The sequence below is a fragment of the Arthrobacter sp. P1_B9 genome (assembly GCF_056406495.1).
Genome location: NZ_JBFUAA010000004.1, coordinates 239,837 through 259,055 on the forward strand (window position 1 = coordinate 239,837; position 19,219 = coordinate 259,055).

20 protein-coding genes are annotated in these 19,219 nt (G+C 68.7%); 8 read left to right on the top strand and 12 right to left on the bottom strand.

Annotation, left to right across the window (positions count from 1 at the left end):
• Positions 1 to 113 precede the first annotated feature (113 nt).
• Together AC1D1A_RS08310 and AC1D1A_RS08315 are read left to right on the top strand one after the other, a co-directional pair.
• Positions 114 to 1,619 carry a peptide MFS transporter gene (locus tag AC1D1A_RS08310; protein ID WP_218670209.1) on the top strand — a complete coding sequence of 502 codons (1,506 nt, stop codon included), beginning with the start codon at positions 114 to 116 and terminating at the stop codon, positions 1,617 to 1,619.
• A gap of 4 nt (positions 1,620 to 1,623) precedes the next feature.
• Positions 1,624 to 2,478: a phosphotransferase gene (locus AC1D1A_RS08315; protein WP_476947500.1), complete on the top strand. Its 855-nt coding sequence runs from the start codon at positions 1,624 to 1,626 to the stop codon at positions 2,476 to 2,478.
• Between the two features lie 31 nt (positions 2,479 to 2,509).
• Here AC1D1A_RS08315 and AC1D1A_RS08320 read toward each other — a convergent pair whose 3' ends face one another.
• A complete protein-coding gene (locus AC1D1A_RS08320) occupies positions 2,510 to 3,202 on the bottom strand; it encodes a DUF4190 domain-containing protein (RefSeq protein ID WP_476859522.1) in 693 nt (230 codons plus the stop codon).
• 148 nt (positions 3,203 to 3,350) lie between these two features.
• On the opposite strand from AC1D1A_RS08320, the gene pgm reads away from it, so the two are divergent.
• Positions 3,351 to 5,000: a phosphoglucomutase (alpha-D-glucose-1,6-bisphosphate-dependent) gene (gene pgm / locus AC1D1A_RS08325; protein ID WP_476849925.1), complete on the top strand. Its 1,650-nt coding sequence runs from the start codon at positions 3,351 to 3,353 to the stop codon at positions 4,998 to 5,000.
• A gap of 1 nt (position 5,001) precedes the next feature.
• Here the strand turns inward: pgm and AC1D1A_RS08330 are convergent, their stop codons facing one another.
• The 3 genes from AC1D1A_RS08330 to AC1D1A_RS08340 all read right to left on the bottom strand — a co-directional run bounded on the left by AC1D1A_RS08330 (position 5,002) and on the right by AC1D1A_RS08340 (position 7,746).
• Entirely contained in the window at positions 5,002 to 6,150 is a 1,149-nt protein-coding gene (locus AC1D1A_RS08330) for a GGDEF domain-containing protein (RefSeq protein ID WP_476932404.1), read from the bottom strand.
• 173 nt (positions 6,151 to 6,323) lie between these two features.
• Complete coding sequence (locus tag AC1D1A_RS08335) at positions 6,324 to 6,893, bottom strand: hypothetical protein (RefSeq protein WP_476932403.1); 570 nt, start codon at positions 6,891 to 6,893, stop codon at positions 6,324 to 6,326.
• Positions 6,894 to 7,140: 247 nt separating this feature from the next.
• Complete coding sequence (locus tag AC1D1A_RS08340; protein WP_476849928.1) at positions 7,141 to 7,746, bottom strand: malonic semialdehyde reductase; 606 nt, start codon at positions 7,744 to 7,746, stop codon at positions 7,141 to 7,143.
• 231 nt (positions 7,747 to 7,977) lie between these two features.
• On the opposite strand from AC1D1A_RS08340, the gene AC1D1A_RS08345 reads away from it, so the two are divergent.
• Entirely contained in the window at positions 7,978 to 9,333 is a 1,356-nt protein-coding gene (locus tag AC1D1A_RS08345) for a uracil-xanthine permease family protein (protein ID WP_476856100.1), read from the top strand.
• A 140-nt stretch (positions 9,334 to 9,473) separates the two neighbouring features.
• Here the strand turns inward: AC1D1A_RS08345 and AC1D1A_RS08350 are convergent, their stop codons facing one another.
• Positions 9,474 to 9,995: a hypothetical protein gene (locus AC1D1A_RS08350; RefSeq protein WP_028275970.1), complete on the bottom strand. Its 522-nt coding sequence runs from the start codon at positions 9,993 to 9,995 to the stop codon at positions 9,474 to 9,476.
• Positions 9,996 to 10,067: 72 nt separating this feature from the next.
• Entirely contained in the window at positions 10,068 to 10,985 is a 918-nt protein-coding gene (locus AC1D1A_RS08355; RefSeq protein ID WP_476947501.1) for an SDR family oxidoreductase, read from the bottom strand.
• A gap of 218 nt (positions 10,986 to 11,203) precedes the next feature.
• Here AC1D1A_RS08355 and AC1D1A_RS08360 point away from each other — a divergent pair, with 218 nt between their 5' ends.
• Both AC1D1A_RS08360 and AC1D1A_RS08365 read left to right on the top strand, forming a co-directional pair.
• On the top strand, positions 11,204 to 11,704 hold the full coding sequence (locus AC1D1A_RS08360; protein ID WP_028275968.1) for a DUF6328 family protein: 501 nt from the start codon (positions 11,204 to 11,206) through the stop codon (positions 11,702 to 11,704).
• Complete coding sequence (locus AC1D1A_RS08365) at positions 11,701 to 12,408, top strand: DUF6766 family protein (protein WP_476849932.1); 708 nt, start codon at positions 11,701 to 11,703, stop codon at positions 12,406 to 12,408. Before AC1D1A_RS08360 ends, AC1D1A_RS08365 begins: the two co-directional genes overlap by 4 nt.
• Before the next feature lie 37 nt (positions 12,409 to 12,445).
• Here AC1D1A_RS08365 and AC1D1A_RS08370 read toward each other — a convergent pair whose 3' ends face one another.
• Positions 12,446 to 13,570, bottom strand: a complete 1,125-nt coding sequence (locus AC1D1A_RS08370; protein WP_028275966.1) for a glycerate kinase — start codon at positions 13,568 to 13,570, stop codon at positions 12,446 to 12,448.
• A 184-nt stretch (positions 13,571 to 13,754) separates the two neighbouring features.
• Between AC1D1A_RS08370 and AC1D1A_RS08375 the strand changes: the two genes are divergently transcribed.
• Together AC1D1A_RS08375 and AC1D1A_RS08380 are read left to right on the top strand one after the other, a co-directional pair.
• Positions 13,755 to 14,486 carry a histidine phosphatase family protein gene (locus AC1D1A_RS08375; RefSeq protein WP_476947502.1) on the top strand — a complete coding sequence of 244 codons (732 nt, stop codon included), beginning with the start codon at positions 13,755 to 13,757 and terminating at the stop codon, positions 14,484 to 14,486.
• Positions 14,470 to 15,399 carry an NAD(P)H-hydrate dehydratase gene (locus tag AC1D1A_RS08380; protein WP_476947503.1) on the top strand — a complete coding sequence of 310 codons (930 nt, stop codon included), beginning with the start codon at positions 14,470 to 14,472 and terminating at the stop codon, positions 15,397 to 15,399. Before AC1D1A_RS08375 ends, AC1D1A_RS08380 begins: the two co-directional genes overlap by 17 nt.
• 13 nt (positions 15,400 to 15,412) lie before the next feature.
• Here AC1D1A_RS08380 and AC1D1A_RS08385 read toward each other — a convergent pair whose 3' ends face one another.
• The 5 genes from AC1D1A_RS08385 to AC1D1A_RS08405 all read right to left on the bottom strand — a co-directional run bounded on the left by AC1D1A_RS08385 (position 15,413) and on the right by AC1D1A_RS08405 (position 19,137).
• Positions 15,413 to 16,255: a glycerophosphodiester phosphodiesterase family protein gene (locus tag AC1D1A_RS08385; RefSeq protein WP_476849935.1), complete on the bottom strand. Its 843-nt coding sequence runs from the start codon at positions 16,253 to 16,255 to the stop codon at positions 15,413 to 15,415.
• An 81-nt stretch (positions 16,256 to 16,336) separates the two neighbouring features.
• A complete protein-coding gene (locus AC1D1A_RS08390) occupies positions 16,337 to 16,600 on the bottom strand; it encodes a hypothetical protein (protein ID WP_476849936.1) in 264 nt (87 codons plus the stop codon).
• 187 nt (positions 16,601 to 16,787) lie between these two features.
• A complete protein-coding gene (locus tag AC1D1A_RS08395; protein ID WP_476849937.1) occupies positions 16,788 to 17,606 on the bottom strand; it encodes an HAD family hydrolase in 819 nt (272 codons plus the stop codon).
• 51 nt (positions 17,607 to 17,657) lie between these two features.
• The gene (locus tag AC1D1A_RS08400; RefSeq protein WP_223914728.1) at positions 17,658 to 18,170 is read right to left on the bottom strand and encodes a YbhB/YbcL family Raf kinase inhibitor-like protein; all 513 of its coding nucleotides are present in this window, start codon (positions 18,168 to 18,170) and stop codon (positions 17,658 to 17,660) included.
• Between the two features lie 13 nt (positions 18,171 to 18,183).
• The gene (locus AC1D1A_RS08405) at positions 18,184 to 19,137 is read right to left on the bottom strand and encodes a carbohydrate kinase family protein (RefSeq protein WP_230010142.1); all 954 of its coding nucleotides are present in this window, start codon (positions 19,135 to 19,137) and stop codon (positions 18,184 to 18,186) included.
• Positions 19,138 to 19,219: the final 82 nt, after the last annotated feature.

Sequence of the window (19,219 nt, forward strand, 5' to 3'; positions counted from 1 at the left end):
GCCCGGAACGCCCCGCGAAACAGGCGGAAAGAGAGGCAAAACACGGCCGCGGTTGCTTGCCTCGGGCCTGCTCGAATGTGACAATCGCGCGTCACAATGTCACCATTAAGTAAATGAGCACAACTCATTTATCCAATCCCCCCGCTATAACGCCGGGCGATCCCTCGTTACGTCCCCCCACCAAGACACCGGGCGACACCTCGTTTTTTGGCCACCCAAAGATGCTGGCCAGCCTTTTCTCCGTAGAGATGTGGGAGCGCTTCTCCTTCTACGGAATGCAGGGGATCCTCCTTTACTACATGTACTTCACGGCTGCCCAGGGTGGCCTTGAGATTCCACAAGCTTTGGCGGCCGGCCTCGTCGGCGCCTACGGCGGCGGCGTCTACCTCTCCACAATCCTCGGCGCCTGGCTCGCGGACCGGCTCTTCGGGTCCGAGCGGGTGCTGTTCGGCGCGGCCGTCCTGATCATGGCCGGCCACATCGGGCTGGCACTCGTGCCCGGCATACCCGGCCTGATCGCCGGGCTGGTGCTGGTGGGCGTCGGCTCCGGCGGCCTGAAGGCCAATGCCACCGCCCTCGTCGGCAGCCTGTATGGGGAGAAGGACGAACGCCGCGACGCCGGGTTCTCCATCTTCTACATGGGCATCAACGCCGGTGCGCTGATCGGCCCGCTGGTCACCGGCTGGCTGCAGGAAAGCCAGGGCTTCCACTGGGGCTTCGGCGCCGCCGCCGTCGGCATGGCCATTGGCCTTGTCATCTACTCGCTGGGCCGCAAGAAGCTGCCCGAAGAAGCACACCGGGTACCGAACCCGCTCCCGGCCGCCCAGCGCACCCGCTACGGCCTCGTCTTCGCCGGCATCGCCGTGATCATCGCAGTGCTGCTCGTGACCGGCACGGTGAACGCCGAAAACCTGGCCATGTCCATGGCCTACGCCGCAATCGGCGCGTCGGTGCTGTACTTCGCGCTGATCTTCAGCAGCAAGAAGGTCACCCCCACCGAGCGCGGACGGGTCGCAGCGTTTATCCCGCTGTACATCGCCTCCGCGGCGTTCTGGGCCCTGTTCCAGCAGCAGTTCACCTTCATCGCCGTGTACTCGGAGGAGAAGCTGGACCGGAACCTGTTCGGCTGGGAAATGCCTGCCGCCTGGGTCCAGTCCATCAACCCGGTGTTCATCATCATCTTCGCCGGCATCATGGCCGCCCTCTGGACCCGGCTCGGCCGCAAGCAGCCCGGTTCGGCCCTGAAGTTCTCGATCGGCCTGTTCGTGATGGGCCTTGCTTTCCTGGCGTTCATCCCGCTGGCCGGCGGTGGCAAGACCCCTCTGCTGGCTCTGGTTGGAATCCTGCTTCTGTTCACGCTTGCAGAGCTGTTCCTTTCCCCCATCGGCCTGTCTGTGACCACCAAGCTGGCGCCCAAGGCCTTCCACACCCAGATGGTGGCACTGTTCTTCCTCTCGGTGTCCCTGGGCACCACCCTGGCCGGCATCCTGTCCGGCCTGTACAACCCGCAGGACGAGCTGCCCTACTTCATCGGCATCGGCGGAACCGCAATGCTGCTGGCTGTGGGCCTGGCGGTCGCCTCGCCGGCGATCAAGAAGCTCATGGGCGGCGTACGCTGACCCGATGAGCACCGCCCATCGCGTTCCGGTTGCTTCGCGCGTCTACACCCCCGCCCCCGGCGAGGCGTCCGACGTCGAACTCATGCCGGCAGGCGATGTCACCGACGGCGTGGTGCGGGTTGGCGGAACTATCCGCCGCCCGCACCAGCCGCAATCCCTCGCCGTCGCCGAGTACCTCGACTGGCTGGACGACGCCGGTTTTGAGGGCTCCCCCCGCTTCCTCGGCCGCGACCCGCAGGGCCGGGACGTCCTGACCTTCGTGCCGGGAGACTGCGCCGGGTCGCCGCCGGAATCCTGGGTGCAGTCCGAGGACCTGCTGGCCTCCGTGGCCCGCCTGGTGCGGCGTCTGCACACCGCGTCCGCCGGCTTCGTGCCGCGGGCCCACGCGTTTCCGCCCCGGCCGGTCCGGCCGAACCCCACCGACGCCGCCGGACTCATCTGCCACCTGGACGTGACACCCCAGAATGTGGTGGTCCGGGGCGGCCTGGCCGCGGGACTGGTGGATTTCGACCTCGCCGGACCCGCCACGGCACTTCACGATTCGCTCAACACCGCCATGCTCTGGGTGCCGCTCCGCGACCCGTCAGATAGGTGGCCGGGCTGGGAAGACCAGAATCCGTTCCGCCGGCTGCGCATCTTCGCCGATGCCTACGGCTGGAGCGAGGATGAACGACGCCGGCTGCCCGGCGCCGGGATCGACGCCGCGGCGCTCAGCTACGAGCGGATGCGGCACAACGCCGCCGCCCTGGGCGGCGGCTGGGCGCGGATGTGGCAGGACGGCGTGGGCGGCCAGATCAACCGCCGGCGCGCTTGGCTTGAGGCCAACGCGAAGCCCCTGGTGGCTGCGCTGACAGCCTGACCAGGCGCGGCTCCGGCGCCACTGGGCAGACCTAGGCTCCGTACCCGCTGTTGCGCGCGGTGCCGATGACCAGTCCGAAAATGACCAGGACCAGGATCGTGACGGCGATGCCCACGTAACCCATCACCAGGCCGGCGATCGCCATGCCCCGGCCGGCCGGTTCGCGCCGCAGGGCCAGGTGCCCCAGGATCACGGCGGCCAGCTGTGGGAGCAGGAAGAATCCGAATCCCACCAGTGCCGCGATGCCGCAGCACATGCTGGCGATGCTCAGACTCTTGGGCGACGGCGGCGCGCCGTAGTACGCGGGCTGGCCGTAGGCGTTGGGGCTGCCCGGCTGGGCATACGGCGACGGCTGGCCATACGGGGCGGCCGGCTGGCCGTACGGGGCGGCCGGCTGGCCGTAGATCGGGGGGTACGGGCTTGAGTACTGGCCGCGGTCAGGTGCCGCCTGGCCGGTGTAGGGCTGTTGTCCGGTGTAGGGCTGCTGTCCGACGTGGGGCTGCTCGCCCGTGTCGGGCTGCTGGCCTGCGTGAGGCTGCTGGCCCGGGTAGGGCTGCTGCGGGGATTCGGGTTGCGCGAACTGCTGCGTCGCCGACGGTCCCTGGTCCTGGCCGGCGGGTGGTGCCTGCCCCGGCGGAACGTCGGGTTGCTGGTCCGGGAGGCGCAGGGTCGGCTGGTAGCCCTCCGGGGTCTCGTCTTTGCCTTGTTTTGGCTGTTCAGTCATGGCTTGTCCCCTCAAGAAGTCTCTGGATCCAGAGTACCGCCGCACGGTTGGCTTGGGACCGGGCCTATTGGCTGGTTTTCTTTCGTCACAGGAGCGGGTTTGGCGCGAAACCGTGTTGCACCCCGCCCTCGTCTGGCATGCTGGTGCCATGGCTAGCCGCGCGGGCACAGTTGCCCAACCCCAAGACCTTGTTGACCTCACTGCGCTTTTGGATGCGTACTACGACATTTCGCCGGACCTCTCGGACCCGGGCCAGCGGGTGGCCTTCGGCACCTCCGGGCATCGGGGATCGAGCCTGAAGGCGTCCTTCAACGAACCCCACATCCTCGCCATCACGCAGGCGATCGTGGAATACCGGGCAGGCCAGGGCATCACCGGCCCCCTCTACATGGCCAAGGACACCCATGGCCTGAGCGAGCCCGCACAAAACTCCGCCCTTGAAGTGCTGGCCGCCAACGGCGTGCACGTCCTCATCGACGCCCGCCACGGCTACACGCCCACCCCTGCCCTGAGCCACGCCATCCTGACGCACAACCGCAATGCCGCCCCTGGCGCGCCGCAGGCCGACGGCATCGTGGTGACCCCCAGCCACAACCCCCCGGGCGACGGCGGATTCAAGTACAACCCTCCGCACGGCGGCCCCGCGGACACCGACGCCACCGGCTGGATCGCCAACCGCGCCAACGAGCTGCTGGAAAACGGCCTGCGCGGCGTCAAGCGGATTCCGGTGGCCGAGGCCCTGGCCGCCGGGACCACCGGCAAGTTCGACTTCCTGAGCAGCTACGTCGACGACCTTCCCTCGGTACTGGATCTCAACGCGATCCGCGAGGCGGGCGTCCGGATCGGCGCCGACCCGATGGGCGGAGCGTCGGTGGACTACTGGGGCGAGATCGGTGAGCGCCACCACCTGAACCTCACCGTGGTCAACCCCACCGTCGACCCGCAGTGGGCTTTCATGACGCTGGACTGGGACGAGAAGATCCGGATGGATTGCTCCTCGCCGTCGGCGATGGCGTCCCTGATCAACCGCATGTCCGACGGCGCCAAGTTCGACGTCGCCACAGGCAACGACGCCGATGCCGACCGCCACGGGATCGTCACCCCGGACGGCGGGCTGATGAACCCGAACCACTACCTCGCCGTCGCCATCGATTATCTGTACCGGCACCGGACCGGCTGGAACCCGCAGTCCGTGATCGGCAAGACCCTGGTTTCCTCATCCATCATCGACCGCGTGGCCGAGAGCCTGGGCCGCAAACTTGTTGAAGTGCCCGTGGGCTTCAAGTGGTTCGTCCCCGGGCTGCTGTCCGGAGAGGGCGCCTTCGGCGGCGAGGAATCCGCCGGTGCCTCCTTTAACAAGATGGACGGGAGCGTCTGGACCACCGACAAGGATGGCATCCTGCTGGCTCTGCTGGCCTCGGAGATCACGGCGGTGACGGGCAAATCACCGTCGCAGCTGTACAAGGGCCTCACCGACCAGTTCGGCGACCCCGTCTACGCCCGGATCGACGCGGCCGCCACCCGGGAGCAGAAGGCGGCGCTGGGCAAGCTCTCGCCGTCGGACGTCACCGCGACCGAACTGGCCGGCGAAACGATCACGGCCAAACTGACCGAGGCGCCGGGCAACGGCGCCGCGATTGGCGGCCTCAAGGTCGTTACCGAAAACGCCTGGTTCGCGGCCCGGCCCTCCGGCACGGAAGACGTCTACAAGATCTACGCCGAGTCCTTCAAGGGTGCCGAGCACCTCAAGCAGGTCCAGGCCGAGGCGAAGGCGCTGGTGGACGGGGTTATCTCGTAGTTCAGCCGCCGGTGGCCAACTCGGCGCGGTCCCTGCCAAGCGTCTTTGCCTGGTAGAGGGCCGCGTCGGCCGAGATCACTGCGGCGTCGAGGCCGCCCGGGCCGGCGCCGGTGGACGCGATACCGTAGCTCACGGTGGGCAGCCGGGGAATGACTGCGGAGCCGGATTGATGGAGCCGGACGCTGATGTCGGCAGCGATTTCCCGTGCCCGGTCCGGCGTGACGCCAGGCAGCAGGAGGATGAATTCCTCGCCGCCGTAACGGCCCACGAGGTCGGTGGAGCGGACGGTGCCGGAGCAGGCCCTGGCAAAGGCCTGCAGAGCGGAGTCTCCGGCCGAGTGGCCGAACTGATCGTTGATGGCCTTGAAGTGGTCCAGGTCCGCGAGGATGATCGATGCCGTGGTGCCGGTCCGGCGCAAACGGCGCAGTTCGTTTTCGGCGAGGTCCAGGAACGCAGAACGGTTGAGCAGGCCCGTGAGGCCGTCCACGGTGGCCCGTGCCCGGAGATCCTGGGTCTGCTGTTCGTAGCTCAGCTCGGCCATGGTGAAGGAAGCAACCACGAGCGTGATCGTCGAGAAGACGGTCATGGGGACGGAGCCGAACACCAACGTGAAGACCGCACCGTCCGGTCCGTTCGCCAGGAAAGCGACCAGGCGGCCCAGGTAGAACACGGCCAGGATGCCGGCGCCCACGGCGAGGGGACGGTGGACGCGCGAGTAGTCGCGCTCGAGCAGGAACAGCTCCCGGGATGCCAGGCCGATCAACACGGCCATGAATCCCAGGTACACCGGGCCTCCCGCCCAGACGTTGGTGGCCGGGTGGCCGAGGAAGGAAGCGACGGCGGTGGCGGCAGGACCGGCCGCGAGCTGCCAAGGCCGGAGGGAGGGGGCACGGAGGGATCGTCCGCCGGCCCAGATGCTGGCGGCACCGGCGACCAGCAGGACGTTGCCGGCAGGGATGGCCCACCCCTGCTGCGCCGTACCCTCCAGCAGGTACGCGGCGTTGCCGACCAGGAACAGCAGGAGCGCCATGCACCACCAGCCGCTGTAGTGCGACCGGGTGCGCCGGAACGTAATGAAGTAGAAAAGCATGAGCAGTGTGAGGTCGACAAGCGCCAAGGCAACCCGCAGTGTCGCGGCGTCAAGCATCATTTAGTGGTCCCCCCGGTCCGCTGTGACTTGCCCGAAATACTCACTTCGTCTTCGAATAACCGTCGAATAGCTGCCGAAGTTGACCCAAGTATGGCACCCGGTCCGCAGGAATCCAGCGCCGGCGTCGCGGATATGACGCCGGGCCCTCCCAAGACGCCGTTCTGGCGCCTCGCCTACGCCTGGCCGGCGGTCCACAACTTCAGGATCCGGCGCGTGGCGTGCCCGCCGTCGGGCGCCATGTCCACGAGCGCTATTCGGTCAAGCGCGAACGTGTCGCCCTGCCGGAGCCGCTTGTCGCCGTGGTGCGAGACGTGCGGCCGGTACCCCTCCAGGGTGTAGGCAGGCGTGGAGATCCGGCCGGGCAGCTGATCCACGATCCGGACCAGCTCGTTGTGGAGGACCTGCAGCTCGTCGCTGGGTTCAATCAGGTTGACCGGGATTGACCCTGCGCGCCCGAACCCGGCTTCGCCGCCCACGCTGATCCGGCAGCCCAGGGCAGCGGCCACCGGGTCCGCCATGAGGGCGGCGATGTGGTCGGCGAGCGGATCGCCCGCGGCCGGCGGCGTGCCCGGCGCGGGTTCGGCGCGGGTTTCCTGGCCGGGTTCGACGACGTCGGACTTCACGACGCCGGCCTTGACCACGTCGAACTTGACCAGGGTGAGATGCAGCGGCCAGTCATCCCGGGGAAACTCGAGCCCTTCGGCTACTGGTTCCACGAAGGCCACCGCGATCAGGTTCCGCATGGGAAAAGTGTGCCACGCCGCGGCGCCTCCGGGGCCGGGCAGGCGCCGCAAACTCACAGTGCCGGCGGCGACGGCGCGGACTAAAATGGGAAGTGGCCTTGGATGTGGGCCTTGCGCTGAACCGCAGAATCGCATCCCGCGTGCCTCCGGCCTGTCCCCCATGGTGCCGGAGGCACCTCCGCGGGAGGACAGTGCCGCAGGCACCTCCGCGGGAGGACAGTGCCGGAGAGAACGGTGCCGGGGGTTGTTAGACGGTGCGGACGACGTCCTCGTAGGCGAATTTCGGCTTAGCTTCGCCCCAGGCGTCTGCCCCGGGCTGGCCGATGTTGACCACCAGGAAGCTCTTCTGGCTCCCGTCGGGGAAGAACGCGGCGTCGATCTTGGCGAAGTCGGCACCGGTCATGGGACCTGCCGCGAGGCCCAGGGTGCGGACCGCGAGGATGAAGTAGCCGGCCTGCAGGTGGGCGTTGTTGTTGCCCGTGGCCGCGGCGAGATCCGGCGCGGCGTCATACATGGCCTTGGGGGCGTTGTAGCCGGGAAGGAACGCGTCCCACTGCTCCTGCCACGCGGTGTCGTAGCTCAGGACCGCGACGAGCGGCGCTGATGCCGTCTTGGCGCGGTTTCCGGCGGCCAGCGCATCAACAAGCGTGGCGCGGGCTTCGTCGGAGCGCACGTACGTAACGCGCAGCGGCTGGGAGTTGAACGCCGTGGGGCCGAACTTCGTCAGTTCGTAAATCGCGCGGGCCTGCTCGTCGGTAACGTCGCCGGTGAAGGCGTTCGCCGTGCGGGCTTCGGCAAAGATGGCGTCGACGGCGGCTGCCTCGATTACTGCTTCATCGTGGGCGAGTGTCATGGGCATCCCTTTCGCTGGGCCGGCGCACTCTTGGGCGGCCGGCGTCTCCTGCTGTCAATAGTTGCAACTTCAACGGACGGCGCCTGCTTCCCGCTGCGCCCTGTGACCTCGGGCACACCGGCCCGGCCCGCAGCACGCCGGCCCGACGGGACGGCCGGTAAATGCTGCGCGGTAAAGTTGCTCGGGAAGATTCCTTCCCGCCCGCCCCACATTCTCTGAAAGGCTCCCGGCATGAGCATGCTCGGCACCAAATGGAAGCTCCACGGCAACGGCAAGTCCGTCCGCCCCGGTGAGGTCGTCAGGCCGGATGAGCGGCTCACCTGGCCCCTGACGGTAGGGATCGGGATGCAGCATGTTGTGGCCATGTTCGGTGCCACCTTCCTGGTCCCGATCATCACGGGCATGCCGCCAGCCACCACCCTGTTCTTCTCCGGCATTGGCACGCTCCTGTTCCTGGTCATCACGCAGGGACGGGTGCCCAGCTACCTCGGTTCCAGCTTCGCGTTCATCGCGCCGATCATGGCTTCCCAGCAGCAGTTCGGCGTCCCCGGGGCACTCGGCGGCGTGGTCCTGGCGGGCGCGACCCTCGCCGTCGTCGGCGCCGTAGTGCAGAAGTTCGGCGCCGGCTGGATCAACCGGGTCATGCCGCCGATCGTGACCGGCGCGATCGTGGCGCTGATCGGCCTGAACCTGGCACCCGCGGCGAAGGCCAACTTCGACCAGGCCCCCGTCACCGCCTTCATCACCCTGGCCGTCATCATCGTGGTCAGCGTGCTGTTCCGCGGCATGCTGGGCCGGCTGAGCATCCTGGTGGGTGTCCTGGTGGGCTACCTTGTTGCGATGATCCGGGGCGAGGTGGACTTCTCCAAGGTGGACAGTGCTGGGTGGGTGGGCCTGCCGCATTTCCAGACCCCCGAATTCCACCTGGGCGTCGTGGGCCTCTTCGTGCCGGTCGTACTGGTGCTGGTGGCAGAGAACATCGGCCACGTGAAATCCGTGTCCGCCATGACGGGGCAGAACCTCGACGGCGTCTCCGGCCGCGCGCTGCTGGCCGACGGCGCCGCCACCGTACTTGCCGGTCTTGGCGGCGGGTCCGGGACGACCACCTACGCCGAGAACATCGGCGTCATGGCCGCCACCAAGGTGTATTCGACGGCGGCGTACTGGGTGGCCGGCGGCTTCGCGGTGATCCTGAGCTTCTCGCCGAAGTTTGGCGAGCTTATCGCCACCGTCCCCGCCGGCGTCCTGGGCGGCGCGGCCACGATGCTGTACGGCATGATCGGCGTGCTGGGCGTGAAAATCTGGGTCCAGAACAAGGTGAACTTCTCCAACTCGATCAACCTGACCACGGCCGCCGTCGCCCTTATTGTCGGGATTGCCGACTACACCTGGACCATCGGCGACTTGAAGTTCACCGGGATTGCGCTCGGCTCGGCCGCCGCCCTGGTGATCTACCACGGCATGAAGGCGATCGCGAAGGTGCGCGGCACGGTGGCCGAACCGGAAACCGAAGATCCCACGCCGGCCGCGGCTTCGACGGCCGCGGTCAAGGCAGCCGTCAAGCGCTCCCCCAAGAAGCGCCGCTAAAGAACGCCGCCCGGAAGCGCGCGGCGAGCGGGCAATCCCGCCCGACGAGAAAGGCCGGACTCCGCCCAGGGGCAGGAGTCCGGCCTTTTCGCTGTCACGGCCGGCAGCGCCGGTGGCGGCGGGGCGCGACGGGCCCGGGACTAGCCGGCGTCGAAGGCGTCCTTGTCATCGTCGCGGTCCTTCGGCGACTTGTTCTCCGGCAGGTCCGTCCCGGAGCCGTCCGGCAGCCCCGCCGCGTCCTGTCCGGACTCAGAGGAGAAGGGCCGCCCGGCGTCGGGCTCTTCCGTGTTGGCACCGTCCATCTCCGCTTCCGACGACGGCACTGCCGCCTCGGAATTCTCCGAGGCGTCCGGGTCGAAGCCGGGGGTTGCGCTGGCGTTTTCTGAACTCATTTGTTCCTCCGCTCCTCCGAAGCGTCCTGCTCCGGGTTCTCCTGCACTGTCTTGGTCTTCTGCACCGAACTGGCTCAGGTCCGGCGCGCCGGCCGGATACGTCTCGCCGTCGGGGCTGTCCTGGTTCAGCCCGGCGGCGTCGAAGGCCTCCTCCTCGCGGGGCTGGGCAAATTTCTTCCCATCGCCGCCCATCTCCTGCTCGGCGGTCGGCGTGCCGTAGCCGCCCGCTTCCTCGGTGACGGTCTTGGGATCCTGCTGGTTTTCAGTCATGTCATTCCTCCTGGTGCTGGAAACTGATGCTGGAAATGGGACTAGCTGGCAGTGGACGGGTCCGGAGCGGGTTCAGAGACCCTTGCCTCCGGTGACCGGAAGCACGGCTCCGGAAATGTAGGAACCGTGGTCGGAGGCGAGAAGGACATAGGCGGCCGCGAGCTCCGCCGGCTGCCCCGCCCGCTGCAGGGGCGTGTCCTGGCCGAAGGACGGGAGCTTGTCGGGCCATTCGGTGGCCGGAATCAGCGGTGTCCAGATGGGACCCGGGGCCACGGCGTTGACCCTGATCCCCTTGGGTCCGGGCTCCTGGGCCAGGGCTTTGGTGAAAGCCACCTGGGCCGCCTTGGTCATGGCGTAGTCGATGAGCCCCGGGGACGGGTTGAAGGCCTGGATTGACGCGGTGGTGATGATCGACGCACCCGCTTCCAGATGCGGGACCGCGGCACGGGCCGTCCAGAGCAGGGAGTACAGATTGGTTTTGAAAACTCGATCAAACTCTTCGGTGGGCAGTGATTCGAAGCTCTCGCGGTTCTTCTGGTAGGCCGCGTTGAGCACCAGGACGTCGAGGCGCCCGAATTCGGCCAGCGTCGCCTTCACGATGTCCGCCGCGAAGTCCTCGCTGCGGCCGTCGCCGGGGAGCAGCAGGGCCTTGCGGCCGGCCTTTCGGATCCACTCGGCGGTGTCCTGCGCGTCGTCTTCTTCCTCCGGCAGGTAGGAGATGGCGACGTCGGCCCCCTCACGGGCGAAGGCGATTGCCACCGCCCTGCCGATCCCGGAGTCGCCGCCGGTAATCAGGGCGGCCTTGCCGCTCAGGGCACCGCTGCCGCGGTAGCTTTCCTCGCCGTGGTCCGGCTTGGGCTCCATGGGCGCGGTGAGGCCGGGCTGCTTCTGGACCTGTTCCGGGAACGGGCCGGAATGGTAGCCGGCGCGCGGATCGCGCGGCTGTTCGGGCTGCTTGGGCTGATCCTGCCGTTCGCTTGAGTCGCTCATAGTCCGCCTAACAACGTGTCGGTTTCCAGGATGTTCATCGGTCCCATGGGGCCTGGGCCCGCTGAATCCATCCCAGCGAAGTAATCAGTTTCTACCCTAACCACAATATCGTCAGCAAGCTTAGTACCAACTTGTTTTTGGCAACTCTCAAGCCTAGGTTGAGGGTGGGGCCGCATGTTGTGGCGGCCTTGGTTTCAGGATTTTGCCGAGGAGTACCGATGACTGGCCCAGTAGTGCCGAAGAACGACGGCAGGGACGAGTCCGTTGCGGAGCGGATGGACCGCAACTGGGTCGAACTGCTGCAGGAACTGCGCGTACTGCAGACCGGCGTCCAGATTCTCGCCGGCTTCCTCCTGACGCTGCCGTTCCAGTCGCGCTTCGAGACGCTCGATGACTACCAGACCCGCCTGTATCTCGCCAACGTCGTCTTGGCCGCCCTGACCACGGCCACGATCCTGCTGCCCGTGAGCGTGCACCGCCGGCTGTTCCGGCAAGGGCTGAAGCAGGCCCTCGTGAGCAGCGCGGACATCATCGTCAGGTTTTCGTTGACCGGGGTGGGGCTGCTGAGCGTGGGCACCACCTCACTGATCTTCGATGTCACCGTAGGCCGGACGGCGGGCGTGATCGCCGGCGTCGGGCTGCTCGCCGTGCTGGTGCTGCTGCTGGTACTTGTCCCTGCCTGGATCCGTCGACGGGCCCGCAAAGAGGAGTCGCTATGACAAACGTTTCACATGAGCGCCACACCGCAGGCACGGGAACCATGGGCAAGTGGGTCAAGGAACATGGACTGCTTCTGGCCAACATCGGGCTGTTCGTCGTGTTTTTCGGCGGCATGGTCCTGAGCGGGGCAAGCACCTACAGCGACGAGCAGCTTGCCCACGGCGAACCTGCCGTGACCGTCCTGCAGTACCTTGGCACCGGGAACTTCCTGGAGGCGACTTTCGAGAACTGGGAGTCGGAATTCCTGCAGATGGGCATGTACGTCATCCTCACCGTCTTCCTGTTCCAGAAAGGGTCCTCCGAGTCCAAGCCGGTGGGCCGGACCGCCCCGCAAGACGAGGATCCCCGGCAGGCAAAGCTCAAGGAGTCCACGCCGTGGCCGGTGCGGCGCGGCGGCTGGGTCCTCAAGCTCTATGAACACTCGCTTTCGATCATGTTCCTCCTGCTGTTCCTGGCGTCGATCGCCCTGCACGCGGTTGGCGGCGCGGAGGACTACAACAGTGACCAGCAGGCGCACGGCCAGCCCACCGTGACGGTGCTGGGCTATCTGGCGACGAGCCGATTCTGGTTCGAGTCCTTCCAGAACTGGCAAAGCGAGTTCCTCGCCGTCGCGGTCCTGGTGGGCGCCTCGGTCTACCTTCGCGAGAAGGGCTCCCCCGAGTCCAAACCCGTGGCCGAACCGCACTACGAGACCGGCGCCTAGGCGGCAAGCTGGCCGGCGCAGCCGGCCAGCAGGGGCGTCAGGCGCCTTCGAGGACCTGGCTGGTGACCCAGGTAAGGTACTTTGCGGCGTTTGCTACTGCGTCCTGGGGGCTGCCGGCGACGTCCAGCAGCTGCGCCGCGGCCACCACGCCGTGACGGGCAAGGTCCTCCGGGGTGACGAGGATCCGGCCGGCCACCACGACCACCGGAATGCCAAGGGCCTGGGCGGCATCGGCGAGGGCGATCGGCGCCTTGCCTGTCAGCGATTGGCTGTCCATGGAGCCTTCTCCGGTGATGACCAAATCAGCCACCGCGAGTTTCGCGTCCAGCCCGGTGAGGCCGGCCACCAGCTCGAAGCCGCCTTCCAGGGCGGCCGTGCTGAAGGCCAGGAACGACGCCGGGAACCCGCCGGCCGCTCCGGCGCCGGGCACGTTGACGTCCCGGCCGGTCCTCTGGCGCAGGACCGAGGCCCAGTTGCGCAGGCCGGCGTCGAGCAGTTCCACCGCATCGGCGTCGGCGCCTTTTTGCGGGCCGAACACGTGTGCCGCGCCGTCGCTGCCGAACAGCGGGTTTTGGACGTCGACGGCGATCCTGAACTTCACCCCGGCCAGCCGCGGGTCGAGGCCACTGATGTCCACGGACGCGACGTCGGCAAGCGACCCGCCGCCGAGGGGCACCACGTTGCCGGCGGCGTCCAACGGCTTGAGTCCGAGGGCGCGGAGGGCCCCGCTGCCGCCGTCGCTCATGGCCGAACCGCCTACGCCCAGCACGATTTCCGTGGCACCGGCGTCCAGTGCGGCGGCGATCAGCTGGCCGCAGCCGTAGCTGTGGGCGCGCAGGGCGTTGGCCGGTGTGGGCTCCATGTGCGCCAGCCCTGAGGCCTGCGCCGTTTCAATCACCGCGGTGGCCCCGCCGAAAGCATCCGCCCGGATGGCCCACGCGGCACCGATCGGGGCCAGGATCGGGCCGACGACCGCGTTGAGCCGTTCCTCGTAGCCGGCCGCGACGGCCGCCTCGAGGGTCCCTTCGCCGCCGTCGGCCACCGGAAACTGGATGGCGTCGGCCTCGGGGTAGACGCGCAGGGCGCCTTCGGCAATGGCCGCGGCGGCTTCGACGGCGGTGAGGGAGCCCTTGAACTTGTCCGGGGCGATGAGGATGCGCATGGCTCTATCCTGCCAGCCCGGCGGCCCCGGTGTTGCTCGATCGCCGGTGCAGGGGACAAATCCGCGCCACCGGGAGTAACCTTTCTGCCACACATATTCCAGCCCGGGCCCGCCCGGCAGAGGACGACGTTGGAAAGCAACGGATGGGGGAACGGTGAGCCACTATGGACACGGCGTTCCGGGCGTGAGCGAGTTACTGCTCGTGCGGCACGGTGAAAGCCAGGGCAACGTTGCCGCCACGCTGGCTCAGCAGGCCGGCGCGCATGTCATTGACGTCCCGGCCCGGGACGCGGACGTCGGATTGTCGGACACGGGACGGGAGCAGGCGCTGGCCCTGGGCAGACTCCTCGCGGACTACCCGGACGGCCGGCGCACGCCAGTCTGGTCCTCGCCCTACCTGCGCGCACGCCAGACCGCGGAACTCGCCGTCCAGACCGGCGGCTGGCAAACATCTATCCTGATCGATGAGCGGTTGCGCGACCGTGAGCTCGGCATCCTGGACATGCTCACTTCGGCCGGGGTGGAAGCCCGCCTCCCGGAGGAGGCCGGCCGGCGGCGGTGGCTCGGCAAGTTCTACTACCGGCCCCCGGGCGGCGAGTCCTGGGCGGACGTCGTGCTGCGGCTTCGCTCGCTGCTCGCCGACCTCGACACCAGGCATCCGGGCGGGGGCGTCCTGCTGATCTGCCACGATGCCGTGATCCTGCTCATCCGCTACATCCTGGAGGGGCTCTCGGAGGAGCAGCTGCTGGACATCGCGGCCGCGTCCACCATCCTCAACGCCTCCGTCAGCCGCTTCATCCGGCCCGGCGGCCGGGGGGAATGGCAGCTGGAGGGGTTCAATATGGCCGACCACCTCACGAGCGAAGGTGTCCCGGTAACCCAGCACTCGGGAGACGCCGATGTCCACCCCCGCTAACTCCCGGCAAGCGAAACGCCGCCCCCAGGCCGAGGCCGTCACCCCTGCTTTGCTGCGGGCCTGGCCGCTCCCCGACGGCGGCTCCGGAAAGGATGACCGCGGCTCCGTGCTGGTGATCGGCGGCGCGCGCAAGACGCCCGGAGCGGCGTTGCTCGCCGGCGTCGCCGCCCTCCGCGCGGGCGCTGGCCGGCTGACCCTGGCCGTGGCGGAGTCCGTGGCGGTGCCGCTCGCCATCGCCCTGCCCGAAGCCGGCGTCCTTGGCTTGCCGGAAACGACGGCCGGGACCGTGGTCGGTTCCGCCGCCGGGTCCCTGGCCGCCGAGCTGGAAACCGCCGACGCCGTCCTGGTGGGGCCGGGCCTGGACGACAAGGACCAGACCACGGCGCTGCTGCGCGAACTCCTTCAGTCCACCCCGGGCAGCCCGCCGTGCATTGTCCTGGATGCTTTTGCCCTGGCCAGCGTCCCGGAGCTCGAAGCCGAACTGGCGCCGTGGGCCGGCCGGCTGATCCTGACCCCGAACGTCACGGAGGCGGGCATCCTGCTCGGGCGGGAGGTCGAGGACCTGCACCGCCAGCTCCCTGAGGTTGCCGACAAATACGGGGCCGTGGTCACGTGTCAGGGGGCCATCGCAGAACCCCGCAGCACCGGCAGGGCTGCCACGTCCGGGGCCGGCCTCTGGGAGATCACCACAGGGCACAGCGGGCTGGGCACCTCGGGCAGCGGGGATGTCCTCTCCGGCGCCATCACCGGCCTCCGCGCCAGGGGAACGGGCAACGCGCAGGCCGCCTGCTGGGGAACGCATCTGCATGCTGCGGCCGGAGACCGCCTTGCCAGCCGGCTGGGCGGCCTGGGCTATCTCGCCCGGGAGCTCACCGACGAATTGCCGCCACTCATGATGGAACTCTCCGCCTGAGCGGAGCGACCCTTCAGGACCAGGTCCCGCGCTCCTGGAGGACCGATTTGAGCAGGTCCGCGCGGTCCGTGACAATCCCGTCGACGCCAAGGTCAAGCAGCCGGTGCATTTCCGCGGGCTCGTTGATTGTCCAGACGTGGACCTGCAGCCCGTGCCGGTGTGCCCGCCGGATGAAGCCCGGCGTCACCACCGGCACGGCGCCGTAGCGGACGGGGACCTGCAGGGCGTGGACTCCGCGCAGTGCCCGGCGCACCACGGCGGCCATCAGCGGCGTCGGCAGCACGGGGCCCAGCAGGACGAACACGGCGTTGGACACGATGCCGGCCGAGCTCGCGGCGGGACGGCTCAGCTGCTTCAGCACTGCCCGGCGCCGCCGGTCCGAGAAACTGGCCACCAGCACGCGGTCGTGCAGTCCGTGGCGTTCGATCGCCGAGGCCAGGGTGCCCACGGAGTTCCAGTCCTTGACGTCGATATTGAGCCGGACGTCCGGGAAGGCAGCGATCAACTCATCGAACCGCGGGATCGGTTCGGTCCCGCCGATCCTGGCCCGGGCCACGGTTGAGGCCGGGAGGTCAGCGATTTGGCCCCGACCCTCCGTGATCCGGTCCAGGGTCTTGTCGTGGAAGAGCACCAACACGCCGTCGGCCGTGGTGTGCACGTCCGTCTCCAGATGCCGGAACCCGAGGTCGACGGCGGCGCGGAACGCGGCCATCGAGTTCTCCAGCCCGTCCAGTGAGAAGCCCCGGTGGGCCAGCGCCAGCGGCGCCCGGGAACTGCCAGAGGCCGGGGTGGCGGCGCCCTCCGGGCCGCCGTCGCGATCCCCGCGAGGGGCAAAGTAGGGGTGCAGGTCAGTCACTCCTGAAGCGTACCTTGGTCTGCCGGGACCGGGGCTTGCGGGCCGGCACTGGCGGGCCGGGTCAGCGGGCCTCAGTGGGCCTCAGTGGGACGGGGTGTCAGGAGCCTGCTGGCGGATTTCGACGCCGTCGCTGCAGTGCAGCAGCGTGCGGCCGCGGCCGCCGTCGAGGTCGACCCAAACGACGCTGTGGTCCGCCGTCACGGCGTCCACAAGGCCGCCGGTCTCAAGGCCCGGGGCGAGCCGGACGCTGACGCGGTCGCCCTGGCGCAACTGCCTCCAGTGCCGGTCCGGTTCCACCGGGTGCAGGGGTTGTTCGTCCGTGTTGTTGATGCGGTGCCTGGCCATGATGTCCCCATTCTCGGTCAAACGTTTCGTCGCGAGCTTCCAGCCTAGGAGGCCAAGGTGAACGCCAGTTGACCGCGAGCTGGGAATCCGGTGTCCGCCGGGAACCGGGCGACCGGTGGGGGGACCTGGGCCGGGCGTGGGACCCGGGGCCGGGGCGGGCGTGGGGAGCGGGTGCGGGACCGGGGTTTTAGGGCAGCCGGACGCCGAGTTCGGCGAGCTTTGACTCGAGGATCTGGGCGACGCCGTCGTCGTCGAAGTGCGGGGCCTGCCGGCCGGCGGCCCGGATCGCTTCCGGGTGGCCGCTGGCCATCGCGTAGCCGTGCCCGGCCCAGCGAAGCATCTCGATGTCGTTGGGCATGTCCCCGAATGCCACCACGTCCGCGGCGCCGATGCCGAGGGACGACGCATATTCAGCCAGGGCCACGGCCTTGTTCACGCCTGGCAGGGACAGCTCGAGGAGGGCCATGTTCGGCGCCGAGTGCGTCGCGGCGGCCAGATGGGCGACGGCGGGCGTCACCTCGGCGAGGAACTCGTCGGCGGTGCCTTCGCGGACAATGGCCAGGAACTTCGCCACGGCGTCCGCCTCCGTGAGGGTGGTGTGAAGCGGGGCCGGGGTGAATTCCGCGAGCAGTTCGCTCGAGCCGTTTTCGATAAAGCCCGGTTCCAGATGGAAGCCGGTCAGGGTTTCGGCGGCAAACAGCGCGGACGGACGCAGCCGCTTGATGATGCGGCGGGCCTCGAACATGGCGTCGAGGTCCAGTGTCCGCGCCGAGAGCAGGCGGTCGGCCTCGAGGTCCCACACGACGGCGCCGTTGGAGCAGATGACCGTTCCGGTATGCCCCAACTGGTCCTGCAGGGGGTGGAGCCAGCGCGGCGGCCGTCCGGTGACGAACACCAGTTCCAGCCCGGCGTCGCGGCAGGCGTGGAACGCGCGGACGGTCCGGTCGCTGATTTTGCCGTCATGGCCGAGGATCGTTCCGTCAATGTCACTTGCTACCAGCCGCATAGTGCCAGTCTACGTGCGCCGGGGCGACAGGCTCGGCGGGCGGCGGCGGCCTCAGTGACGTTCGAAGATGCCGGTCAGCGTGCCCCGGCCCAGGGTGTGCTGCGACAGCTTCGCCTCCAGGCTGCCCGGGGCGGTGTGCTCGTTGAGTCCGGACGGTGCGATGTCGAGCGCGTGGACGGTGATGACGTACCGGTGCGGCCCGTGTCCGGGAGGCGGTGCGGCGCCCAGGTAGCCATGGAACCCGGCGTCGTTCTTCAACTGGATGGCGCCCGCGGGAAGGAGCCTGCCGCCCTCGGCGCCCGCTCCTGCCGGCAACGAGGTGACGTCGGCGGGGACGTCCAGCACGGCCCAGTGCCAGAAGCCGCCGCGCCCCGGGGCGTCAGGGTCGAACATCGTCACCGCGTAGCCCTTGGTGCCGGCCGGGGCGCCGCTCCAGCTCAGCTGCGGGGATTCGTCCCGGCCGCCGGCGCGCATTTTGCCGCTGCGTTGGGCGGCCGGGAGCGTCTGGCCCTCCGCGTAGGATTCACTGCGGACGGGGAACACCGGAACATCGTGCCGTGTCATGGCTGCCTTTCACTCACTGCAGGGGCTGGGCCCCCATTTCCATCCGTGCCAGTTCCGCGCGCGTGGGCGGGTTCGCGCCGGCGCGGGACACGGTGACCGCCGCTGCCCGGGAGGCATGGGCGAGGACATCGCGGAGGCTTTCGGCGGAGAGTTCGCGCAGGCCCTTGCGGTTTTGTGCCCCGTCCAGGCCCAGATCCACCACGCCGGACAGGAGCGCGGCCATGAAGGAATCCCCGGCGCCGACTGTGTCCGCGACGTTGATCTCAGGGGCCGGGAACTGCGCCTCACCGGCGGCGTTGATGCCCCAGGGCCCCTTGCTGCCGCGGGTCACCACCACCATTGCCGGCCCTTCGGAACCGCCCAACGCCTGCCAGCGGCGGGCCGAGTCCAGCGGGTCCACGCCCGGGTAGAGCCATTCGAGGTCCTCGTCGGAGGCCTTCACAACGTCGGCGAGGCGCACAAACTTTTCGGCCTGCCCGCGGGCGTAGTCCACGTCCGGGATGATGCTGGGACGGCAATTGGGGTCGAAGCTGATGGTGGCGGACGGGTGGGCGCGCTCGACGGCGGCAAACACGTCGGCGGCGCCCGGCGCCAGCATGGTGGCGATCGAACCGGTGTGCAGCAGCGTGGTTCCCTGGAGCAGGAACGGCAGTCGCGCCGCGACGCCGGGAAGCTCCCAGGCGAGGTCGAACGTGTACGTGGCGGCGCCGGCGTCGTCGATCAGGGCGGAGGCCACACTGGTGGGCAGCTCGTCGGGTCCCAGCGGGAGCAGCACGGAGCTCGACTTCAGGTGCGCGGCCAGGGCCTCGCCATACGCATCGCGGCCGTAGCGGCCGATGAACTGGACCGGATGGTCCAGCCGCGCCAGCCCCACCGCCACGTTGAGGGGGCTGCCGCCGACATGGGCCTGGACGCCGGAGGACCGCTGGACAACATCAACCAGCCCCTCGCCAATAACTGTGAGCATGACCATACTCTGCCAGAGAATGCGCTCCGGTGCCGTGTGTTGCGCCCCGACCCGCTTCCGCCCTGCCGGCGTCACTGCCGGC